Annotated in this window: 13 protein-coding genes; 3 read left to right on the plus strand and 10 right to left on the minus strand. The window is 71.5% G+C overall.

The window, feature by feature from the left end:
- Positions 1-41 precede the first annotated feature (41 nt).
- From BIV24_RS16870 to BIV24_RS16885, 4 genes are all read right to left on the minus strand, one after another.
- Positions 42-1991, minus strand: a complete 1950-nt coding sequence (locus tag BIV24_RS16870; protein WP_071367120.1) for an ABC transporter permease — start codon at positions 1989-1991, stop codon at positions 42-44.
- Positions 1991-3070 (minus strand): quaternary amine ABC transporter ATP-binding protein, encoded by a 1080-nt coding sequence (locus tag BIV24_RS16875; protein ID WP_071367121.1) that lies wholly within the window; start codon positions 3068-3070, stop codon positions 1991-1993. Before BIV24_RS16875 ends, BIV24_RS16870 begins: the two co-directional genes overlap by 1 nt.
- Positions 3070-4599 (minus strand): GMC family oxidoreductase, encoded by a 1530-nt coding sequence (locus BIV24_RS16880; protein WP_071367122.1) that lies wholly within the window; start codon positions 4597-4599, stop codon positions 3070-3072. Before BIV24_RS16880 ends, BIV24_RS16875 begins: the two co-directional genes overlap by 1 nt.
- A gap of 61 nt (positions 4600-4660) precedes the next feature.
- On the minus strand, positions 4661-6172 hold the full coding sequence (locus BIV24_RS16885; RefSeq protein ID WP_071367123.1) for an aldehyde dehydrogenase family protein: 1512 nt from the start codon (positions 6170-6172) through the stop codon (positions 4661-4663).
- A 192-nt stretch (positions 6173-6364) separates the two neighbouring features.
- On the opposite strand from BIV24_RS16885, the gene BIV24_RS16890 reads away from it, so the two are divergent.
- Positions 6365-7135, plus strand: coding sequence for a LolA-like protein (locus BIV24_RS16890; RefSeq protein WP_071367124.1), 771 nt, complete (start codon positions 6365-6367; stop codon positions 7133-7135).
- A gap of 91 nt (positions 7136-7226) precedes the next feature.
- Here BIV24_RS16890 and BIV24_RS16895 read toward each other — a convergent pair whose 3' ends face one another.
- The 4 genes from BIV24_RS16895 to BIV24_RS16910 form a co-directional block, all read right to left on the minus strand.
- The gene (locus BIV24_RS16895) at positions 7227-8216 is read right to left on the minus strand and encodes a malate dehydrogenase (protein ID WP_071367125.1); all 990 of its coding nucleotides are present in this window, start codon (positions 8214-8216) and stop codon (positions 7227-7229) included.
- A gap of 439 nt (positions 8217-8655) precedes the next feature.
- Positions 8656-9843, minus strand: a complete 1188-nt coding sequence (locus BIV24_RS16900; protein WP_071367126.1) for a helix-turn-helix domain-containing protein — start codon at positions 9841-9843, stop codon at positions 8656-8658.
- 776 nt (positions 9844-10619) lie between these two features.
- Positions 10620-11132 (minus strand): DUF3017 domain-containing protein, encoded by a 513-nt coding sequence (locus BIV24_RS16905; protein ID WP_079168320.1) that lies wholly within the window; start codon positions 11130-11132, stop codon positions 10620-10622.
- Positions 11122-11976, minus strand: coding sequence for a bifunctional methylenetetrahydrofolate dehydrogenase/methenyltetrahydrofolate cyclohydrolase (locus tag BIV24_RS16910; RefSeq protein ID WP_071367127.1), 855 nt, complete (start codon positions 11974-11976; stop codon positions 11122-11124). The genes BIV24_RS16905 and BIV24_RS16910 overlap by 11 nt, the downstream gene beginning before the upstream one ends.
- Positions 11977-12239: 263 nt before the next feature.
- Here BIV24_RS16910 and BIV24_RS16915 point away from each other — a divergent pair, with 263 nt between their 5' ends.
- Positions 12240-12905, plus strand: coding sequence for a hypothetical protein (locus BIV24_RS16915; RefSeq protein ID WP_071367128.1), 666 nt, complete (start codon positions 12240-12242; stop codon positions 12903-12905).
- A gap of 77 nt (positions 12906-12982) precedes the next feature.
- On the opposite strand, the gene purH is transcribed toward BIV24_RS16915, so the two are convergent.
- A complete protein-coding gene (purH, locus tag BIV24_RS16920; protein WP_071367129.1) occupies positions 12983-14548 on the minus strand; it encodes a bifunctional phosphoribosylaminoimidazolecarboxamide formyltransferase/IMP cyclohydrolase in 1566 nt (521 codons plus the stop codon).
- Positions 14545-15195 (minus strand): phosphoribosylglycinamide formyltransferase, encoded by a 651-nt coding sequence (gene purN / locus BIV24_RS16925; protein WP_245766842.1) that lies wholly within the window; start codon positions 15193-15195, stop codon positions 14545-14547. The genes purH and purN overlap by 4 nt, the downstream gene beginning before the upstream one ends.
- Positions 15196-15533: 338 nt before the next feature.
- On the opposite strand from purN, the gene BIV24_RS16930 reads away from it, so the two are divergent.
- A partial coding sequence (locus BIV24_RS16930; RefSeq protein ID WP_071367130.1) for a hypothetical protein occupies positions 15534-16142 on the plus strand: 609 nt, incomplete at its 3' end.

The following is a 16142-nucleotide window of genomic DNA, read 5'->3' on the forward strand; positions in this document are numbered from 1 at the left end:
GACGAGGGACGCCGGAGATACGAGAGGTACGGGGTGCCATGTCACGCTCCCTTCTTCGCGCGCCGCCCGGTGGGCTGGGTCACCCGGTCGAGCATGAGTCCGAGGCAGACGATCGCCGCGCCGGCCACCAGACCGGTGGCCAGATCGCCCTGGGCGAGGCCGAAGACGACGTCGTAGCCGAGCGCGCCGCCGCCGACCAGGCCGCCGATGATGACGACGGCGAGGACCAGCACCACGCCCTGGTTGACGGCGAGCAGCAGGGCCGGGCGAGCCAGCGGAAGCTGGACCTGGCGCAACTGCTGGAAGCTGGTCGCGCCGAGCGAGCGGGCCGACTCGAGGGCTGCCGGGTCGACCTGGCGCAGGCCCTGGGTCGTGATGCGGACGACGGCCGGCAGCGCGTACACGATCGCCGCCGCGACGGCGGGTGCGCGGCCGACGCCGAAGAGCGCGACGACCGGGATCAGGTACACGAACTGCGGCAGTGTCTGGAAGACGTCCAGGACCGGGCGCAGCAGCCGCTCGAAACGGTCGCTGCGGGCGGCTGCGATCCCGGTCGCGAAACCGAGGACGAGGGTGACGGCGACGGCCGCCAGCACCTGGGACAGCGTGTCCAACGACGGCTTCCACACACCGAGTACACCGGTCGCGGCCATCGCGAGGACGGCGGTGAGCGCGGTGCGCCAGGTGCCGATCAGCCAGGCGAGCGCGGCGACGACGAGCAGGACCGACCACCAGGGCAGCCACTGCAGGCCTGCCCGGACGGGGTCCAGGATCCAGGTCGTGAAGCGGCCGGCCCAGTCGGCGGTGCCGCCCACGTACGGGACGCCCGAGTAGAGGTGGGCGGTCATCCAGTCGACGGCGCGGTTCACCGGCCCGGCGATGCGCACGGTCCAGGACTCGGACCAGTCCAGGCGGCCGGCGATTCGCGCGGCCAGGGCGACGGCGACGGTGGCCCCGGCGGCGTACGCCCACCCGGCCCACCCGGCCCGGCCGCCGGGCCCGGGGCCTTTACCGGCCGCGCCCGTGACCCGGTCCAGGACCACCGCGAGCAGCACGATCGGGATGCCGGCGGCGAGTGCGGCCCCCACGTCCACGGAGGCGAGCGCCTGGTAGACGCGGTCGCCGAGGCCGCCCGCGCCGATCACGGAGGCGATGACCGCCATGGACAGCGCCATCATGATCGTCTGGTTGAGGCCGAGGAGAAGTTCCCCGCGGGCCAGCGGGAGGCGGGCGCTCAGCAGGCGCTGGCGCGCGGTGGTGCCGAGCGACTCGACCGCTTCGAGGACCTCCTTGTCGGCGTCGCGCAGCCCGAGCGCGGTGAGCCGGGCCATCGGCGGGGCCGCGTAGACGACCGTGGCGAAGACGGCCGCGGGGACGCCGATGCCGAAGACCAGGACGACGGGCAGGAGGTACGCGAACGCCGGGAACACCTGCATGGTGTCGAGGACGGGACGCAGGGCCCGGTACGTGCGGTCCGACAGGCCGGCGGCGAGTCCGAGCAGTGCGCCGAGCACGACCGAGGCGAGCACCGCGACCACCATGAGCGCCAGCGTCTGCATGGTGGGCACCCACATGCCGAGCAGCCCGCAGGCGAGGAACGCGGCCGTCGTGCCGAGGGCCAGGCGCACACCCGCGGTACGCCACGCCAGCAGCCCGGCGGCGGCCGTCACGCCCGCCCAGCCGGCCGCGAGCAGCACGAGGTAGACGGCGCGTACGCAGACGACGACGGCGTTGCTGAGGTAGCCGAAGAAGTAGAGGAAAAGGGGGTGGCTGTCCCGGTTGTCGATGATCCAGTCACTGGCCCGGGCGAGCGGCGCGGAGAGGTCCACGGTCAGTTCGTGTGGCCAACTGCCGCTTGCCCATCGGGCGTTCATCAGGGGTACGAGGATCGCCGCGACGACCGCGAGCAGCAGCAGCTTGCCGACGGCCGGGTGCCTGAGGGGGCCGGGCAGGGCGGTACGCGGGGCGGTGGTGGCGGTGACGGTGGCCATCAGGCCGCCTTCTCGCCGGGTTCGGGGCGGTGCCCGGTTCCCGCCACGACGCGGAGCAGCCGGTCGTGGTCGACGACGCCCAGGCAGCGTCCCCCGTCCATGACCCGGGCCGGCGATCCGGTGCGGGCGACCGCCTCGATGGCCTCCGACACGGTCGCGTCCGGGGGCAGCGCCGGGCCGTCCGCAGCCTCCTCGGCGGTCGCGGCGCGCATGGCGGTACGGACGGTCATCACCTGCTCGCGCGGCACGTCCCGGACGAACTCGCGGACGTAGTCGTCGGCCGGGGAGCCCACGATCCCCTCGGGGGTGCCCAGTTGCACGACGCGACCGTCGCGCATCAGGGCGATGCGGTCGCCGAGCTTGAGGGCCTCGCTCAGGTCGTGCGTGACAAAGACCATCGTGCGGCCCTCCTCGCGGTGCAGCCGGACCACCTCCTCCTGCATGTCGCGCCGGATCAGCGGGTCGAGAGCGCTGAACGGCTCGTCGAACAGAAGCACTTCGGGGTCGACGGCGAGCGCACGGGCCAGCCCGACACGCTGCCGCTGGCCTCCCGACAGCTGGGCGGGGCGTCGCTGTTCCATGCCCTCGAGGCCGACCTTGGCGACGAACGCGGCGGCTCGTTCCCGGCGTTCGGCCCTGCCCACGCCCTGGATCTCCAGGCCGTAGGCCACGTTGTCGAGGACCGTGCGGTGCGGCAGCAGGCCGAAGTGCTGGAAGACCATCGCGGCCCGGTGGCGGCGCAGCTCGCGCAGCCGGGCCTTGTCCATGGCGCGGACGTCCTCGCCGTCGATGGCGATGGTGCCCGCGGTCGGCTCGATCAGCCGGGTCAGGCAGCGCACGAGCGTGGACTTGCCGGAGCCGGACAGGCCCATGACGACGAAGACCTCGCCCTTGCGGACATCGAATCCCACGTCGCGGACGGCGGCCGTGCAGCCGGTGCGTTCGCGGAGTTCGGCGGGGCTCAGCGAGGCGAACTCCGGGTCCGTGGGCACGCGCTCCGCCTTGGGGCCGAAGACCTTCCACAGGCCCTCCACCGAGAACACGGGTGCGTCCGCGGGGGTTCGGGTGTCCTTGCTCATCACGCATCACCGCCGATCAGATCGGCGCACTTCTCCCCCACCATCAGTACGCCGATCATCGGGTTCACCGCGGTCATGGTCGGGAAGACGGACGCGTCGGCGATGCGAATCCCGTCGAGGCCGCGGATCTTCAACTCGGGGTCGACAACGGCGAGTTCGTCAGTAGAGGCGCCCATGCGGCAGGTGCCCGCCGGGTGGTAGACGGTGTGGGCGACCTTGCGGGCGTAGGCGCTCAGCTCCTCGTCGCCGGTGACGTCCGGGCCCGGGCACACCTCCCGCTTGAGCCAGCCGGCCAGCGGCTCGGTCTTCGCGATCTCACGGGCGATCCTGATGCCGTCCACGAGGGTGCGGCCGTCGTAGTCGTTCTCGTCGGTGAAGTAGCGGAAGTCGAGCGCGGGCTTCTCCTGCGGGTCGGCACTCTTCAGGTAGAGGCGGCCGCGACTCTTCGGCTTGGGGATGTTAGGGGTCATGGAGACGCCGAACTCCGGCCGCTCGTAGCCGAGGCGCTCCGGGTTGTCGGTGAACGGGATCTGGTAGAAGTGGAACATCAGGTCCGGGCCCGCGTGGTCGGGGTCGCGGCGCACGAAGAGCCCGGCGTCGCTGTCCATCGCGGAGTTCTCCGGGATCGGGCCGTGCGTCTCCCACACGATCACCGACTCGGGGTGGTCGAGCAGGTTCTCGCCGACGCCCGGCAGGTCGTGCACGACGGGTATACCGAGCTCGTCCAGGTCCTCCTTCGGGCCGATGCCGGAGTGCAGCAGCAGCCGCGGGGTGTCGACGGCGCCCGCGCACAGCAGGACCTCGCGCCGGGCCCGTACGAGGATCTCCTCACCGTCCTTGGTGCGTACCTGCACGCCCTCGGCCCGGGTGCCGTCCATCTCCAGCCGGTACGCCCAGGTCTCCAGGAAAAGCGTCAGGTTGGGGCGCTCGTCCAGCACCGGGTGCAGATACGCCACCGACGCACTGGAGCGCTTGTTGTCCTCGGGGTGGTAGGCGAGGTCGAAGAAGCCGACGCCCTCGGTGAACGGCTTCTTGTTGAAGCCCTCGACGCGCGGAACGTCGAGCGCCGCCTGGGCCGCGTCCACGAAGTCGCGGGCGATGGCGTTCCGGTCCTTCTCGTCGACCGGGACGATGTTGTTGAGGAGGCGGGCGTAGTACGCCTCCATCGGGACGGCGCCCCAGCCCTCGGCGCCGGCGGCCTCCCATTCGTCCCAGTCGGACGGCAGCGGCTTGAACGCGATCAGCGTGTTGTGCGAGGAGCAGCCGCCGAGCACCCGGGCGCGGCTGTGCCGGATGTGCGAGTTGCCGCGCGGCTGCTCGGTGGTCGGGTAGTCGTAGTCGAGTTCGCCGCCCAGCAGGCCCATCCAGCGGCGCAGGGTGAGGACGTCGTCGCGGCCGACGTCGCTGGGGCCGCCCTCGATGACGGCCACGGTGACGTCCGGGTTCTCGGTGAGGCGGGAGGCAATGACGGACCCCGCGGTGCCGCCGCCGATGACGACGTAGTCGTAGGCGTGCGTGGTCTGGTGCATGGCAGGTTGCTCCAAGGTGCCGGGGACGGGGAAGTGGATGGTCGGGGGTGCGCGGTCGGGGTCAGCCCGCGAACCAGCGGACCGGCTTCGGTGCGAGGTTCTGGTAGACGTGCTTGGTCTCGCGGTACTCGGCGAGGCCCGCGGGACCCAGTTCGCGGCCGATGCCGCTCTTGCCGAATCCGCCCCACTCCGCCTGCGGCAGGTAGGGGTGGAAGTCGTTGATCCAGACGGTGCCGTGGCGCATCCGGCCGGCGACGCGGCGGGCTCGGCCGGGGTCGGCGGTCCAGACGGCGCCGGCGAGCCCGTACTCGGTGTCGTTGGCGAGCGCCACCGCCTCGTCCTCCGTGGAGAAGGTCTCCACGGTCAGGACGGGCCCGAAGACCTCTTCCCGTACGACCTTCATCTCCCGGTGGCACTGGTCGAGGACGGTCGGCTCGTAGAAGTAGCCGGTGGCCGGCCTGGTCGCGCTCGGCTCCGGCCGCCTGCCGCCGCAGCGCAGCACGGCCCCCTCGGCGAGCGCGGAGGCGACGTACGCCTCGGTCCGCTCGCGCTGCCTCGCGGAGACCAGCGGACCGCACTCGACGCCCTTCTCGGTGCCGCGGCCGAGGCGGATTCTGCCTGCGCGGCGGGCCAGTTCGGCGACGAAGCGCTCGCGGACGGACTCCTCGACGATGAGACGGGCGCCCGCCGAGCAGACCTGCCCGCTGTGGATGAAGGCGGCGTTGAGGGCCTGGTCGACGGCGGTGTCGAAGCCGTCGTCGGTGGCGCAGGCGTCGGCGAAGACGACGTTGGGGTTCTTGCCGCCGAGTTCGAGGGCGACCTTCTTGACGTCTGCGGCGGCGGCCTGCGCGACCTTCGTGCCGCTGACGAGCCCGCCGGTGAAGGAGACGAGGTCGACTCCCGGGTGCTCGGCGAGCCGGGCGCCGACCGAGTGCCCGGGCCCGGTGACGATGTTCGCGGCTCCGGCGGGCAGCCCGGCCTCGACGAGCAGTTCGATCAGGGCGATGGTGGTCAGCGGGGTGATCTCGCTCGGCTTGACCACGAAGGTGTTGCCGGCGGCGAGCGCGGGCGCAATCTTCCAACTCGCCTGCAGGAGCGGATAGTTCCAGGGCGTGATCAGGGAGCAGACACCGACGGGCTCGTGCACGACGACGCTGTGGACGTCGGGCGAGCCGGCGTCGACGACACGGCCGGTGCTCTCGGCGGCGACGAGATCGGCGAAGTAGCGGAAGGCTTCGGCGACGCAGTCGATGTCGACCCGGCCCTCTTCCAGTGTCTTGCCCGCGTCCCGGCTCTCCAGAAGCCCCAGCTCCTCACGGTCGCGTACGAGGAGGTCGGCGACGCGATGCAGGAGCGCGGCGCGCTCGGCGGTGGACGTGCGCGGCCAGGGGCCCTCGTCGAAGGCGCGGCGGGCGGCCGCGACGGCCGCGTCGACGTCCCGCTCGTCGCCCTCCGCCACCAGAGCGAACGGCGTGGCGTCCGCAGGATCAAGGATCTCGCGGGCGGCGCCGGAGGCAGCTTCGCGCCACTCCCCGTCCACGTGAATCGTCTGCTGCGCCTGCTGTAGGGCCATGATCGGTGCTGCCTTCCGCTCCTGATTGGCGACTCTGCGTCACGCATATGTCACGCTCGGGTACCGGGTGCGTCTGCCCCCGGATAGGGGATGCATGCGCATTCCATGGCCGAAAGTGCGCTGCGTCACTGAACATGCGGGCGAAAGACGACAAACGTACGGTGGGCGATGGGCACCCATGGAGGTGACGCAATGACCGTGACCCATGGCCTCGCGATAGCGACGACCTGTACGGCGACGGCCGCGACCGCAGCACTTCTCTTCTCCTCCGGAACCGCCGCCTGGGCCGAGGCCGGCGACGGCTTGAGCCCGCAGCAACTGGCCGCCAAGGCGCGGGAGGGACTGCGGGAGACGGACTCGGTACGGCTCAGCTACGTGGACCGGAGCCCGGAGACATCGTCCAACCTCACCCGTCCGGCGGCACTGGACCTCGCGCTCGACCGGAGCGGCAACTGCACGGGCATCATGACGATGGGTGCGCACGGGGGCACCGTGAAGATGGTCAAGCATGGCGGCGACGTCTGGCTGAAACCGGACGAGACCTTCTGGAAGGCCGAGTTGCCCGGCCAGCAGGGCACCCACGCGGCCCAGGTGTTCAAGAACCGCTATATCCACGGTCCGGCGTCCGACCCCCTCCTCAAGGGCGTGGCAGCGGTCTGCGACCTGAAGGCCCTTCAGCGGGGGGCCACGGCGTCCCAGCCGCGTTCCCTGAAGGAGGGCGCGGAGACGACGCTGAACGGCACGCGGGTGATCCCGCTGACCTCCCGGACGGACACCACGACATCGACGCTGTACGTCACGGCGCAGGCGCCGCACCGTCTCTACCGTGCGGCGACGAAGGGCCCCGGCACGGATTTCAGCCTGACTTTCACGGACTACGGCAAGCCGGTCTCGGCGCAGACCCCGCCTGCGAGCCAGTCCCTGGACGTCTCGAAGTACAGGGCCGCACTGCAGGAGACGTGAGCCCGAGCCGCGGTGCTCACGCCGAAAAGCCGCAGGCCCCGTTCCGGGACGGAACGGGGCCTGCGGGGGGGGTTCGGGGCAGCGTGAAGGCTCAGATGAGGCCGAGCGAACGGACGGCCTCGCGCTCCTCCGACAGCTCCTTCACCGACGCGTCGATGCGGGCGCGGGAGAACTCGTTGACGTCCAGGCCCTGGACGATCTCGTACGAGCCGTTCTTCGTGGTGACCGGGAAGGAGGAGATGAGGCCCTCCGGAACGCCGTAGGAGCCGTCCGACGGGATACCCATGGAGGTCCAGTCGCCCTCGGCGGTGCCGTTGACCCAGGTGTACACGTGGTCGATGGCGGCGTTGGCGGCGGAGGCGGCCGACGAGGCGCCGCGGGCCTCGATGATGGCGGCGCCGCGCTTGGCGACGGTCGGGATGAAGTCCTCGGCCAGCCACTTCTCGTCGTTCACGACCTCGGCGGCGTTCTTGCCGGCGACCGTGGCGTGGAAGATGTCCGGGTACTGGGTGGCGGAGTGGTTGCCCCAGATCGTCAGGCGCTTGATGTCGGCGACCGTGGTGCCCGTCTTCTTCGCGAGCTGGGTCAGCGCGCGGTTGTGGTCCAGGCGGGTCATCGCGGTGAAGCGCTCGGCCGGTACGTCCGGGGCGGCGGCCTGCGCGATCAGCGCGTTCGTGTTGGCCGGGTTGCCGACGACGAGGACCTTGATGTCGTCCGCGGCGTGGTCGTTGATGGCCTTGCCCTGCGGCTTGAAGATGCCGCCGTTGGCCTCCAGCAGGTCGCCGCGCTCCATGCCCTTCGTACGCGGGCGGGCGCCCACGAGGAGGGCGACGTTGGCACCGTCGAAGGCGACGTTCGGGTCATCGCTGATGTCGATGCCCTTCAGGAGCGGGAACGCGCAGTCGTCCAGCTCCATCGCCGTGCCCTCGGCGGCCTTCAGCGCCGGGGTGATCTCGAGGAGGCGCAGCTTGACCGGCACGTCCGCGCCGAGCAGCTGGCCGGAGGCGATGCGGAAGAGCAGTGCGTAGCCGATCTGGCCGGCCGCGCCGGTGACGGTGACGTTCACGGGAGTGCGGGTCATGGCGTTCTCCGTATGACAACTGGCGGTGAGGGCGTCGTCGCCCCAGGGTGCGGATCCCGTCCCGGTAGGTGACCGGTACCCGTCGCGATGATCGATCACGGACGAATGATCGATCACTTGGCGTCAAGAGAGATCCACCCGTCAGGCTATCGCGCATCCGGGATCCCCGGCGGCCGGGCCCCTGTGGCCCGGCCCACAACGGTTCGGGGCGGCGGCCGCCTACCCGGAGGAAAGGGAAACGGGGTGGAGGCGGCCGCCGTGTGTGGTGTCCGGCCGGAAGGCTGTGGGCCTCCCGGTGCCGGACTCTCCCGTGGGGGGTACGGTGCGCATGCCCCAGCGCGGGGACGCTCATGCGTGTCGGACGGTGATTGTTACCGGCGAGTTGTGCAGGATTCGTGTGCCAGGCGTCACGACGGGGCGAACCATGCCTGATGGGGCACTAGTCGGTACATCCCTTCTGTCCCGATCGCAGCGTCACGCAGGCCTTCGCCTCGGCCGCGCTCTTCGCGGCCACCATCGGGGTGTACGCGTCCGTGGCGCCGTCGGTGCCGACCGAGCCGGTCTGCCTGGCCGCCCCGCCCGACACCTCGACCGTGTCGCCCTGTGCCGCCCGGGTGATCCGCGCCCACGCCGCGCCGCACGTCTTGCTGTAGCGGACCTCGACGAGGGTCGTGCGCACGGTGACGCTGGTGGTGGTCCGCGCCAGCGTGCCGCCGCAGCCCATGACCTCCGGGTCCTTGCCGGTACAGCCCGCGCCACTGCACTTGACGCCGGCCGGCAGGTCGGGGGCCGGGCTCGCGGAGGTGGGGGAAGATTTCGGCGGGTCGTCGGCCTTCTTGTCGTCGCCGCCGGTGAAGTAGAAGCCCGCCGCGATCACCATGAGCGCCGCGACCCCGCCCGCGGCGAACATCGCCGGCCACCGCTTGCGGCGCGCCCCCTCCGGCGGAGCTCCGACGTCCGGGCCACCGCCCTGAGGTGGGCCGCCGCCCGTCACCGGTCCGTACGCCCCCGGCGCTCCCGGCGTCCGGGCGGGGCCGTCCGGTGACGCCGCCGGCGCCTTGGGTGCGGCAGCGGGCCGCCCCCCGGCCTGCGCGGCGAGCCCCCGGAGGTCGCCACCCGTCAAGCCGCCCCGGGACGCCCGTGGGCCGCCCTCGGCGTCCGGGGTCTCCGCGGCCGTCGGCTGCAACGGCACGGACGGGGTCGTCCCGGCCCGTCCCGCGGTACCGGCCGTCGCCGTGGCACCGCGGGCAGCCCTGCCTGTGCGGTCCTTGGCATCGGGGGCCGCCCCGAACTCCCCGAGCGCGGCCCGCGCCTGGGAGATCCGGATGGCCTCCATGGTCATGTCGTGGCGCATCTCCGAACGGCTCCAGGCGCGCTCGGCCAGCTCCCACATCGTGGTCAGGTGGACGGGATTCGTCCCGGTCACCTCGGCCAGTGCGACGACCGCGCCCTTCGGTGCGAGCAGCCGGCCGTTGAGGTAACGCTCCCAGGATGTCTTGCTGTAGCCGGTGCGGTCGGCCACTGCGGAGACGCTCAGCCCGCCGCGGTCCACGACTCTGCGCAGTTGGCTCGCGAACTCCCTGAGCTGCGGGTCGAGTTCGTCGGGTAAGGCCTTCCAACGTGGCATTGCTTCCCCCCTCTTTCCCCCGGTTTCATGCGGTCGTTCCCCGTGTGTCGCCCCCGCTGCCGAGTCCCCGTTCTGGCTACCCACGAGGATGCACCCGGCCAGGATCCAAGTTCCCGGAATGGGGGCGCACAGGAGCATTCGGGCAGAAGCACGTACCCTTGCACGCCCGCCGGTTCGTGCGCGCCGGTGCCCCATCGCCCTCTCGTGCGACCGGTCATACCCCCCGGTTCACCGCACGGGACGCCCGGACCGTCCTGACGGACACGTTAACTCCGATGTACGGATGATTCGGTGCGCATCCGCGAACTTGTCAACACATCGACACAACGGGGACACAGCGGAGACCTCGGCGGACGCAGGGGGATCAGATCGCCCGGTGGACCCGGGCCGCGTCGATGCCCTGCAGGCGCGGTCAACTCCGGGTGAACGCCACGGCGTTCGCTGTCCTTGATTCCGTTGCGGAGCGCGGACACCGTAGCGGAACGGTCACTTCCATGCCACAGCGGACCTTCAGGCGTTGAACAGCGCCCACCGCTCCATGAGGGTGTTCTTCGGGCGACCGCCCGAGGCGCCCGGCCTCCCACGGGGGGGAGGCCGGGCGCCGCCGTGTTGCCGTACGACTCGGGGACACGGGGCGCGTCCGGTACCCCCGAGGGGGGCGTCGACTGCCGGGTCCGGCCGACCGACCGGACGCGGCGCTCATACGGCGGCGGGCCGTTCCTTCCGGGGAAGGGACGGCCCGCCGTGGTGTGCGCCCGCGGATGCGGGACACAAAGTCAGGTACGGATCGTGAAGTGCAGGGTGTCGTCCAGAAACGGGATCTCCAGCCAGGGGTGCGGCTGGGCCATCATCGCGAGCAGCACGATGACGACGCCCAGAAGGGCGTACGTGATCACGTCCGTGAACCGGGAACGCACCGCCAGCATGCCCACGTCCGGCAGCATCCAGCGCACCACGGCGCCGCCCAGCAGCGCGGCACCGATCAGGATCGTGCCGAAGCGGAACGCGTCCAGCGCGGTCAGCAGCAGCCCGAGGCCGACGGTGCCCAGCACGGCGAGGATCGGCCACTGCCGGGCGGGCGCGGGAGCGTCACCGCCCGCCGCCCGGCCGCCGCCCTCGGGTCGCGCGGTGTCCCGTGTGAACCGCGGAAACCGCCGGGCGGTACGCCGCGCCGGCTTCTGGGCATCGGGTGCGCCGACGGTGTCCGGCGCGGCGGGCTCGGAGTCGGTTCCCCGCCGCCGTGCGGGCCGCTTCTCCCGGACGCCCTCGGGCCTGCCCTCAGCCGACACTGCGCTCCGCCGCCTCGACCACGTTGACGAGCAGCTGGGCGCGGGTCATCGGGCCCACGCCGCCCGGGTTCGGGGAGATCCAGCCGGCCACCTCGGCGACGTCGGGGTGGACATCGCCGACGATCTTGCCCTCGGCATTGCGCGAGACGCCGACGTCGAGGACGGCCGCGCCCGGCTTGACGTCCTCGGCGCGGATCAGATGCGCGGAGCCCGCCGCGGCGACGATGATGTCGGCTCGCTTCAGGTGCGCCGAGAGGTCGCGGGTGCCGGTGTGACACTGGGTGACCGTGGCGTTCTCGCTGCGCCGCGTCAGCAGCAGCGGCATCGGACGCCCGATGGTCACGCCCCGGCCGACGACCACGACCTCGGCTCCCTTGGTCTCCACGCCGTAGCGGCGCAGCAGGGTGAGCACGCCGTTCGGGGTGCAGGGCAGGGGCGCTGGCTCGTTGAGCACCAGGCGGCCGAGGTTCATCGGGTGCAGACCGTCCGCGTCCTTGTCCGGGTCCATCAGCTCGAGGATCCGGTTCTCGTCGATACCCTTGGGCAGCGGCAGTTGCACGATGTACCCGGTGCAGTCCGGGTCCTCGTTGAGCTCGCGGACGACCGCCTCGATCTCCTCCTGCGTGGCGGTCGCGGGCAGCTCGCGCTGAATCGACGCGATGCCGACCTGAGCGCAGTCGCGATGCTTACCCGCGACGTACTTCCGGCTGCCGGGGTCGTCCCCGACCAGGATCGTGCCGAGGCCGGGCGTGACGCCCTTCTCCCTCAGCGCCGCCACGCGGGCGGTCAGATCGGACTTGATCTCGGCTGCGGTGGCCTTGCCATCGAGAATCTGGGCGGTCATGACCCCATCCTCCCGGATGACCCGCCCCCGGTTCCAATCCGGGCTCCCCTGATCACGCCCTTCTCGTTCCCGCCCATGATCAGCGATGTTGCACTTGCACAACACATGCGAATTGCCGCTGGACAAACGCGCCGGGGCTTTAGAACGATGAACGGCACAGTGCCGCGGGCAGTATCCGGGGGGATGTACCGCATCTGTAGAACTCTCCTCCGATCCACACCGCGCTCGTCCCCGCACGTGAGCAGACGGAGGAAAGACCGCTCATGAGTTTCGGCGATCAGAACAACCCCTACGGCGCGCCTCAGGGCCAGCAGCCCGGCTACGGCCAGCCGCCGCAGGGTCCGCCGCCCGGCTACGGCCAGCCGCCGCAGGGTCCGCCGCCCGGCTACGGCCAGCCGCCGCAGGGTCCGCCGCCCGGCTACGGGCAGCCGCAGGGCCCGCCGCCCGGTTACGGCTACCCCGCCGCCCCGCCGGTCGCCCCGTACGGCTACGGCACCGGCATGGAGATGCCCGGCCTGATGAAGACCGCGCGCGTACTGCTCTTCATCCTCGCCGGCTTCCAGCTCCTGTTCGGCCTTATCGTCGGCATCGCCGTCGGCGCCACCCAGGACGCGTCCAACGGCATCGGTACGGGCGACAGCACCGACAGCTTCGCCGGCCTCGGCTTCTTCGCCGCGGGACTCCTGCTGGCGCTGGGCGCCCTGTCCATTTTCCTGGGCGTCAAGTTCAAGAGCGGTGGCAGCGGCATCCGTGTCACCACGATCGTGTACGCGTCGCTGATGATCCTCGGCGGAATCGCCAACATCGTGAACGGTGGAGGCGGTTCTGCCACCTTCGGTGGTCTCATCGACCTTGCCATGGCCGGCATCATCCTCGCCTCGATGGTCAACGGCGCGGCCTCCGCCTGGTTCGGTCGCCCGCGCTACTGAGCCGTTCGCATTGCGAAACACCAAGGGCCGTGTCCCACCCGCCGGTTGGGGAAACACGGCCCTTGTCTGTGCGCGGGTCAGTGGAAGAAGTGGCGCGTGCCCGTGAAGTACATCGTCACGCCGGCTTTCTCAGCGGCCTCCACGACGAGTTCGTCGCGGATCGAACCGCCGGGCTGGACCATGGCCTTGACGCCCGCGGCGATCAGGATCTCCGGTCCGTCGGGGAACGGGAAGAAGGCGTCCGAGGCGGCGTACGAGCCCCGGGCCCGCTCCTCGCCCGCCCGCTCGACGGCGAGCTTGCAGGAGTCCACGCGGTTGACCTGGCCCATGCCGACGCCGACCGAGGCGCCGTCCTTGGCGAGCAGGATCGCATTGGACTTGACGGCGCGGCAGGCCTTCCAGGCGAAGGCGAGTTCGCGCAGTTCGGCGGGGGAGAGCGCCTCGCCCGTCGCCAGGGTCCAGTGGGCCGGGTCGTCGCCCTCGGCCTGGAGGCGGTCGGTGACCTGGAAGAGCGCGCCGCCGTCGATCTGCGTGATCTCGGCCGGGCTCGACGGACCGCCCGGGGCCTTCAGCACCCGGATGTTCTTCTTCTTGGTGAGGGCCTCCAGCGCGCCCTCCTCGTAGTCCGGCGCGACGATGACCTCGGTGAAGATCTCGGCGACCTGCTCCGCCATCTCCTTGCTCACCGGCCGGTTGACGGCGATGACACCGCCGAACGCGGACAGCGGGTCGCAGGCGTGCGCCTTGCGGTGCGCCTCGGCGACGTCCGCGCCGATCGCGATGCCGCAGGGGTTGGCGTGCTTGATGATCGCGACGCAGGGCTCGTCGTGGTCGTACGCGGCACGGCGCGCGGCGTCCGTGTCCGTGTAGTTGTTGTACGACATCTCCTTGCCGTGCAGCTGCTCGGCCTCGGCGAGGCCGCCGCCGTGGCCGTCGACGTAGAGGGCGGCGGGCTGATGCGGGTTCTCGCCGTAGCGCAGGGTGTTCTTGCGCTCGTAGGTGGCGCCCAGGAAGTCCGGGAAGACAGAGTCGTCGACGGGCGCGTACGAGGACGCGAACCAGGAGGCGACGGCCACGTCGTACGCGGCGGTGTGCTGGAAGGCCTCCGCGGCGAGCCGCTTGCGGGCGGTGAGGTCGAAGCCGCCGTCGCGGACCGCGGACAGGACGTCGGCGTACCGGTCCGGGCTGGTCACCACGGCCACGGACGGGTGGTTCTTGGCGGCGGCGCGGACCATGGACGGCCCGCCGATGTCGATCTGCTCGACGCACTCGTCGGGGGACGCCCCCGAGGCGACGGTCTCGCGGAACGGGTAGAGGTTGACGACGACGAGGTCGAACGGCTCGACACCCAGCTCGGCGAGCTGCTCCCGGTGGCTGTCCAGCCGCAGGTCGGCGAGGATGCCCGCGTGCACCCTGGGATGCAGGGTCTTGACCCGGCCGTCCAGGCACTCGGGGAAGCCCGTCAGCTCCTCGACCTTGGTGACGGGGACACCTGCGGCGGCGATCTTCGCGGCGGTGGACCCGGTGGAGACGAGCTCGACGCCGGCCTCGTGGAGCCCGCGGGCGAGATCCTCCAGCCCGGTCTTGTCGTAGACGCTGACGAGCGCGCGCCGGATGGGCCGCTTGGTGCTCTCGGCGGTCACTGGATTACTACCTTTCGTCCCTCAATGCGATAGCCGTTGCGGGCGATGCGCCCCACGACCTCGACGAGCAGCCTTCGCTCGACTTCCTTGATGCGCTCGTGCAGAGCGCTCTCGTCGTCCTCGTCCCGGACCTCCACCACGCCCTGCGCGATGATCGGTCCGGTGTCGACGCCGTCGTCGACGAAGTGGACGGTGCAACCGGTGACCTTGGCGCCGTACGCGAGCGCGTCACGCACGCCGTGGGCTCCGGGAAAACTGGGCAGGAGAGCGGGGTGAGTGTTGATGAACCGCCCGCCGAACCGCGCGAGGAACTCCTTCCCCACGATCTTCATGAACCCCGCGGAGACGACGAGGTCGGGCTCGTACGCGCCGACCGCCTCGGTGAGGGCGGTGTCCCACGCCTGACGGCTCTCGTAGTCCTTGACCTGGCACACGAAGGTGGGCAGCCCGGCGCGCTCGGCGCGGGCGAGGCCCTCGATGCCGTCGCGGTCGGCGCCGACGGCGACGACCTCCGCTCCGTAGGCAGCGACGGACGTCTCGGCGATGGCATCGAGGATCGCCTGCAGATTGGTGCCGGACCCGGAGACCAGGACGACCAGGCGCTTGGCCGCGGACTCGGTGACGGTCTCGGCCACGGACTCGGCCACGGCGGGGCCCTTTCTCGGGGAGGTGTCGTGCGGTCACCCAAGAAGGGCGTTTGTGCGGTCATACGAATGCTTCGCGCCCCGGGATACGGGGAAGTCTACGAAGCGGCAGACCGTCAGCAACGATACCGGCACACAGGACGGGCCCCGCGGGACGGGGACGGGGCCGGAAGGTAGCGTCTGGGGAGGAGAAGCCCGGGGAATGCGGTTCGACGCGGGGAACGCCGCACCTGCGTGGGACGTTGATCGGGACGGGTGCACCTGCCGGGGGCGCGCCTGCCTCGCGGCGACTCCGTGGACACGCCGCCTGCCAGAACCACCAAGGGGAAGACGCACACTTGATGCCGGACCGCAGTCTCCGACTCCCTCCGCTGCTGCTGCGCGAGCGGCACCCTTCGTCCGTGCCGCCACGGGAGAGCGAGGAGGTGCCCGGAACCGGGGACGGCTCCACGAGCAGCGGTTCCGCGCCGGGCAGGCCGGCCGGTGATTCCGCGAGCGAGGGGCAGAGCCCGAAGAAGCCCGTCGACGACAACCCCTTCGCGCCACCGCCGGAGGGGGAACCGGACCGGCCCTGGCAGCCTCGGCACCCGGCGCCCGGCCAGGGACAGGAGGGTTCCGAGGACGGGCACTCCGCGTGGGGCAGCCAGTGGAGCGACCGGCAGCCGGGCCCCGCGGCGGGCGGCCACTTCGGCGAGCAACCCGGCGCGCAGGGCGGCCCGGAGGGATCCGGCACTTCCGGCGGGGGCCTGCGCTGGGACCCCACGGACCCGGCCCAGCGCCGTGCGCGCTACGCACTGCTGGGCGGCATGTGGGCGTTCTTCTTCGCCGTCTTCAGCTGGCCGTACGTGGCCCTGCTGCTCGGCGCGCTGGCGCTGTACTGGGGCGTGAGCGCTCTGCGTGCCAAGACCCGCACCCCCGACCCGAAGAGCCCGGCCCGCCCGGCCCCGGGG

It is taken from the genome of Streptomyces colonosanans (assembly GCF_001866645.1).
GTDB lineage: Bacteria > Actinomycetota > Actinomycetes > Streptomycetales > Streptomycetaceae > Streptomyces > Streptomyces colonosanans.

Bases quoted from the DNA above. Each gene is read 5' to 3' on its own strand.
- BIV24_RS16870 (WP_071367120.1), bottom strand. From the start codon at position 1,991: ATGGCCACCGTCACCGCCACCACCGCCCCGCGTACCGCCCTGCCCGGC.
- BIV24_RS16880 (WP_071367122.1), bottom strand. From the start codon at position 4,599: ATGCACCAGACCACGCACGCCTACGACTACGTCGTCATCGGCGGCGGC.
- BIV24_RS16890 (WP_071367124.1), top strand. From the start codon at position 6,365: ATGACCGTGACCCATGGCCTCGCGATAGCGACGACCTGTACGGCGACG.
- BIV24_RS16895 (WP_071367125.1), bottom strand. From the start codon at position 8,216: ATGACCCGCACTCCCGTGAACGTCACCGTCACCGGCGCGGCCGGCCAG.
- BIV24_RS16915 (WP_071367128.1), top strand. From the start codon at position 12,240: ATGAGTTTCGGCGATCAGAACAACCCCTACGGCGCGCCTCAGGGCCAG.
- BIV24_RS16875 (WP_071367121.1), bottom strand. From the start codon at position 3,070: ATGAGCAAGGACACCCGAACCCCCGCGGACGCACCCGTGTTCTCGGTG.
- BIV24_RS16910 (WP_071367127.1), bottom strand. From the start codon at position 11,976: ATGACCGCCCAGATTCTCGATGGCAAGGCCACCGCAGCCGAGATCAAG.
- BIV24_RS16885 (WP_071367123.1), bottom strand. From the start codon at position 6,172: ATGGCCCTACAGCAGGCGCAGCAGACGATTCACGTGGACGGGGAGTGG.
- BIV24_RS16900 (WP_071367126.1), bottom strand. From the start codon at position 9,843: ATGCCACGTTGGAAGGCCTTACCCGACGAACTCGACCCGCAGCTCAGG.